This window comes from Atribacterota bacterium, assembly GCA_039638595.1.
GTDB lineage: Bacteria > Atribacterota > Atribacteria > Atribacterales > Caldatribacteriaceae > Profundicultor > Profundicultor thermophilus.
This window is the reverse complement of sequence record JBDIWM010000009.1, coordinates 44,697-51,093: the sequence shown is the minus strand read 5'-3', so window position 1 is coordinate 51,093 and position 6,397 is coordinate 44,697. Positions and strand designations below refer to the sequence as shown.

The following is a 6,397-nucleotide window of genomic DNA, read 5'->3' as shown; positions in this document are numbered from 1 at the left end:
CCCGCCGCGCGCGCCGCGCCCCGCCGCCCCCCCCGTCGGCGGCGCGCAAGGCCACCGGAAACCGATCCGGCCCCCCCCCCAGCCCGGACCCCGCGCGGCCGGCGGCCGCCCGACCCCCCACACGCTCTTCTTCATAATTTCCCACCACTTCCCGTTCTACCCAGTGCTTTTTCTTTTCTATCTGATCATAGATGGCAACACCAAAGGCAGTCGGTGTCCCAAAAAGCCATGGCTCTTCAAACGACAAGCGATACAGAGTCCGGGAACCAAATTCGTAGCGTAATTCCAGGGCCTGAGCATTGCCACCAAAATTTGACTCTTTATACCGTACATAACCCAACCATCCCTTTTCGCTATTATATCCAACACCCACCCCAGCTTCTCCGGTCAGCTTCTCCACCACCTTGATTTTAACCACCACATGGTCCCGGTCACTTCCAGGCTCAAGTTTCATGGAAAGGTCATCAAAGAAACCTAGGTTGTAAATTGCCCTCATGCTCTTTTTAAGTTCACTCAGATCAAAAACAAAAGGAGGTTCAGTTTTGAGTTCGCGACGGAGCACGTATTCTTTAACCTTCTGGAAGCCCTCAAATTCAATTTTTTCCACTATACCCTCTTTAATTTCAAAACTCAGAACCCCATCCTCAGTAAAACGGATATTTTCGATGGCCGTAATGAGAAAACCCTTATCACTGTAAAGAGCCTTAATACGTTCCAGGTCTCTTTGGAAAATCTTCCAGTTCATGACCTGCAAGGGAGCAACAATCATAGCCCGCCTAATTTCCTCGGTCTTCAGAGCGGTATTTCCGGTAATTTGAATGCTCTGAATCACTGGCAATTCCTGGACCTTGAAGATGACTTCAATCCCATCCGGATACTGTTTGGTATCAGCCCATACTTTAGAGAAATAACCCAAGTCATATATAGCTTTAATGTCACTTTTAACTTTTTCAGCGTTAAACGGTTCCTTTAGTCCAAGTGAAACAGCTGAGAGAATCAGGCGAGCATCAACCTTTTTGTTCCCCTCAACCCGGATTGCCACCACCGGCAAAGAAACACCCTGCGCCCACCCCAAACGCGCTGTGGTCATCAAAATTAAAGCGAAAATCAGAACTCCAAGCCCTCGCTTTGTTACGCTCTTCAAATAGAATCAACCCCTTTCCACGAAAATACTAAAATCTGGTCCGAAACTCCAACCACCATTCTTTGATACCCTTGGAATCAATCTGTCCCTTAAAGGACCACTCTCGGCCAAAATCAACTTCGACATTCCAGGATGAATTCTTTTCTCCACTTAACTCCTGAGTATACCCTAAGGAGACATTTTTACCAAGTCTTTTCTCCAAGAATAATCGGGAAAAACGAGACGAATCAAAGGTTATTTCGTCAAAAAAGGGTATTTTGGAAAGCAAGCCACCACTTTTTTGGAGCAAAAATTGCAACCCTTTGAGAAGGAGCGGAGCCACATTGACGTTTTCAAGAGTACGATACGCATCCTCTTGACCCAGAAAAAGGAGAGACAAAATTTCTTCCTGGGAGAGTGGAGGTTCTGAATTCAAAGTAATGGTATAATCACTAAGGTTTCCTTCAGCAGAAAGGCGCACTCGATACCTTCCGACTTCCTTTTCTCCTTCCAGCGATAGCTGAGGTTCCCAAGCCCCAAAGTGGTTAAAAAATACGTAACCGTTCAGAGGAAATTTGACGAAAACAAGGTCATACGTTCCCTTTTCGACCTCCAATTTCCCTTCCACCTGGATGGTACTCCCCTTTCCGGTCACCTTTAACGCCCCTTTTAACCCAAGATCAATGAAGCGAGTTTTTACTTTCAGAATATCCGCAGTGGAAAGGGTGAGTTCCACGGTAAGAGGAATAGACTCTTCCCATTTTTTTAACTTCCCGATAAGATCTTGTGAAGTTACACCCCTATTCTCTTGAAAATCCAATAACCCGTTTCGAAGGGTAAGTTCACCACGTAGTTTCAAATCATCCCAAGTCCCGTGAAACCATAAATTACCTTTCCACATCCCCCGCAGAACTTGAGCAAGGTCTGGAAAAGGCACCACTCCCTCGATCTGACCACGAAGATTGACATCCTTTAGAGAAAGCGTACCATCAACAGTAATCACCATCTCACCCACCGTGCCCTTCGCCGAAAGGATGTGCAATGTTCCCTCGGTAAGCTCTGCCTGGATGTTCGTGAACGAAGCATATTGTTGGCCATCCTGGAATAGTTCTCCCTGAGTAAGAGCGACCTTACCCTCTACCGAAGGACTATCGGCAGTCCCGGTGATAATGATTTCTCCCCCTCCTTTCCCATGAAAAACCCACTGACCATCCTTAAAGGGAAACACGGTGTCTATTTCTCCTTGCAATCGAAAATCAAGCGTTTTCTCTTTAACTCCCAATTTCCCCTGTCCGTGAATGGTAAGACATTTCTCGGCATCCCTGAGGGATAACTGGCTAATTTCTAATTCCTCTCCGTCATAGATGCCCATCATTTCACCTTCAAAATTCACATAACCAGGAAAAATAAGTGAAAACTTCTCCGACATAAAACCCCATTGTTTGGTCTCCGGTTGGAGATGGAATACAAGATCCAAGGTCCCCTCACCCCGATAACGATGAAGAAAATCGATTCCCAGCGAAGAAAGATGAACTCCCCGTATCCTGATTTCGCCAGCCCGAAAATAACGAGGATCGAAGTATTCGGCAAGTGTCATACGCTCAGTGTTATCGGCTGGCAAAGGCAGGTTCCCTTCCACCCGAAGCATTAATCCCTCCCCTAAGGGCTTTCCTTGCAGGGCAAAATTTTCACCTTCAGCCTCACAGGAAAAATCGACCCCCTGCCAAGGCCCACGAAAAGTAAAGCGCATGGACTGGAGTTCACCGCTCCACCCAAAAGGGTTGGAAGGGAGTACCAGCCGGGATATCTCTCCAGTAAGGTCAACACTTCGGTACACCTCAACGGCTCCAGCGAGCTTTATCCATCCCTCTCCCCAGTCACACACAAATTCGTCAACGGTAAGAGTCTTACCCTGGAGCAACCCCCGCAAAGCAAGGGTTCCACTTTTTTCCCCCGCATTCCAAGAAGAGGAAAGGGATAAATCCAGTGCCCAATCCTCCTTTGACCCAGAAAGAGAGCCTTTACCCTGGACCAAACCCGAAACCTCCCAACCTGCAAAGCGATAAGCAAACGGATAATCGAATGCTTCGAGTTCACCAGTAAAACGCTCTCTATCCATATCTATATTTCCTTTAATCCAGCCATTTCCATTCTGAAGAACGATAGCGTCTGCGACAAGTCTCCCACCCCTATATGTCACCATTCCACCGGCAACGTGACCTAAAATGATACTGTTCCACCACAGTTCACCTTCGGTGAGTGCAATTTTCACCACTTCCTTCCCCTTCCCCGCTTCGATATGCAATGTTCCAGAAACAGTACCGGTAACTGGCAGAGACATAAAACGCTCAAACCGCATTCCCCGTGCGTTTCCATCCAGGAATAACCGTCCATCTTGAAAAGACCCCACTACCTCAAGGTTTCCTCCAAAAAGGCCACCACTCCCCGAAAGCAACGGTGCCCTATCAGGTGCTATCTCCACTTCCACGTGGGGAGTTTCAACGGAGAAACGATCAAAAGTGAGTGCATCGCTTGTAAAAGAAAGCTTTCCTCTCCATCCTTCCTTGTTCCAGACTACTTTTCCCGTCAACAACCCCTTTCCCTGGGGAAGCGAATTCCCTCCCAGAAGCTGAATCTCCAATGGTTGCAAAACGAAGTTGAGTTCTTCACCCAGCCAGAATCCCTTTATTTCACCTTTTCCAGTCACTCCTGGCAGAGAAACAGCATCAAGCACAAGGGAAACTTCACGTTTTTTTCCCCAAAAGGAAAATTTTCCTCGTGCCTCCATGCTTCTAGAAGGAGCCTGCACCTGAATATTCCCTTTCCAATCCTGGGGAAAGGACACGTTTTCTCCCTGAATGGAGAGTACAATACGCTGGTCTTTGTTTTCTCCACTCATCACACCTTGAATCGTTAAAGGAAAATGCTCTGCAAGCTTTACAGATGTTTCTCCTGCGAATTTCCATCCCCCCCAATCCACCGTCAGCCCCAAAATGGTAATCAGGGTATCATGCCATGACAATTGCCCATCCACAATTACAGGGTCTTTCTTATCCAGACTCTCCGCGTGAACCAGGTTATTTTCAAGGTCGAAACGTCCTTTCCAGCGACTTTTATCCCGTAGAATCCCGGCTTCCCAGGACAACTCCCTGTTTTCTCGAAGAACTCCTTTTATTTCCAGCTCTTCATTTTCGATTTCCATCACGAATTCATCTTGCAAATTCCTAAGACGAATCGTTAGAGGTGCAAGCGGCACGTTCCCTCTCCACTGCAATTTTCGTAAGACCGCTTCAAAAGGAGGCCAGCGGGAAAAGGTTAACGAGGTCAACCAATCCAAAGGATTACCAGGTTTGGTGGTGAGCACGCCATCATCGAGTTCAACGTGCATCCACCCCCGTGATGCTTGACCATATAGGAAAAAAACTGGACTCCAACGCACCCTTCCCCGGGAAACCAAAAGGGAAAAATTGTTCCCTTGAATGGCAATACCCTTTATTTCCAGCGAAAGTGGAAAACGAAGCGTTACCTCCTTGATAGAAATCTCCACCGCCGTGAGCTGCTCAATTTTTGTGAGGAGTCGTTGGACAAGCATGCAAAGCAACCTATCCTTTTCCTGCCATAGGAAAAGACCCAAAAGGAAAGCTACAAAAAGAAGTAAAACAATTCCGCTTCTGTGATGCCTCAATTAATCCACACCTTCGCGGAAAAATTTCCTTCCAGAATCACCGGGAGATAGATGTTCTGAGAAAAATAAACCTGACGGTTTTCTGAGGAACCCATTTTCGCTATCACCTCAACTTTGATCCCGTTACGTCTGAACTCCTCAAACCAGTTACGGAGGTATTCAGATAGGGTTGGAGGAAGCGTACCAGAAGGCGGAGGTGTCTCTTCACCAATTCCCCGACCTTGCACAAGCACCTCTGCTTCTCCAGCAGAAAAATCAGCCGGTATGGTCAAGGGAAAGGCAATGGCTCGTTCCCCCTGGCGATACAGGAAAAAGTTAATTCTCCCTTCTGCGGGTTCCTCTCGCTTCACAATTCGAGGAAATTCCGCCGAGAGCAACCATCCTTTTTGGAGGTCTGGAAAAATTTCTATGGTCAGTTCCATTTTCTCCGGCGTTACATCCTGATAGGGATTTGCCAAAACCACCTCCAGAACCTTCCCCATGGAATCGGCAATGGCGTTACCGATATCCGAATCACTGAGCACAAAGAATTCCTCCCGAAGGGTGAAATCGCCTTTCCCCATCTTCAATACCACATTTCCACTGCCCGGAACTTGACTATCAATGGTCCGGTCTATGCTATCGAGAATCACTTTAGGAATGACCTCCAAAAGGATTGAGCTATCCCTCACAGATAGATAATGGTACTCTCCCCTTTTGCTTCCTCCCCTCACCACGATGGTTACCTCGCTGCCTTCCGGAAGCGTACCAATTCTCCCCGAAACCCCTACCCCCCGATCCTGGTCAATCATCCCAACGGTTTCAAGGGAGGTCCCAACCTTAAAGGGAAAATCTTCACCTTTCAAGCTAAAATTCACATAAACAGAAGAAAGAAAATAACTTGCCTTTCCTCGATGCAAAAATGGATGCCCCAGAGCCAAAATGCGTTCTCCGTCCCGAAAGGTGAGTGTCCCGATGCTCATGATTTCCGCATCACCAGTCAAAAGCTGGATTCCTATGGCACTCCCAGGTTGAAGCGGAGCTTCACTTTTTTCTTTTTCTCTCCCTCCAAAAATAAAACTGGGAAGGGTAAAAATTGTCCGGAGCGCAAATTCATCCCGCAGAGTTTTTGCAAGCAATTCCCCAGCTCTTCCCCGAAAACCCCGCAGAAAAACAACCGAGCTTTCTAAACCGTCAAGAGGGGCAAGGGTCTCCTCTTCCTTCCAAATGGAGAGCATGGCCTCGATTGGCGTTACCACTCCGACCAGATTGTCCTGCGTCTCCCAGTTATAGGCCAGGGCTCCAGCAATTTTTCCCTTGATATATACGGGGCTGCCGCTCATCCCGGCAGAAATTCCACCTAGGCTTTTTACACGCTGATCCTCAACCCGTACGACAAAGTAACTGTCGCGAATATCCTTGCTTCGCACCACATCGATAACTTCAACCTTGAACTCTTCCACTTTGGTTCCATGAAACACAGTTTTTCCCACAGCCTCCATGCCCTTCTGCACGTCCTGAAAGGGGAAATACGAAAGGCGAGCCCATCCTGACGGGACAAAAGTAAGACAAATGAATATTAAAACTCCCCAAATTATGAAAAGATTCTG

General features: G+C 47.5%; 3 protein-coding genes. All 3 read right to left on the bottom strand.

Features of this window, described 5'->3' with window-relative positions:
• Positions 1-1,144, bottom strand: a 1,144-nt coding sequence (locus tag ABDK92_03855; GenBank protein ID MEN3185758.1) for a POTRA domain-containing protein, incomplete at its 3' end; no start/stop codon positions are given.
• A gap of 28 nt (positions 1,145-1,172) precedes the next feature.
• Positions 1,173-4,715, bottom strand: a complete 3,543-nt coding sequence (locus ABDK92_03850) for a translocation/assembly module TamB domain-containing protein (GenBank protein MEN3185757.1) — start codon at positions 4,713-4,715, stop codon at positions 1,173-1,175.
• A gap of 89 nt (positions 4,716-4,804) precedes the next feature.
• Positions 4,805-6,361: a SpoIVB peptidase S55 domain-containing protein gene (locus ABDK92_03845; GenBank protein MEN3185756.1), complete on the bottom strand. Its 1,557-nt coding sequence runs from the start codon at positions 6,359-6,361 to the stop codon at positions 4,805-4,807.
• Between the last annotated feature and the right edge of the window lie 36 nt (positions 6,362-6,397).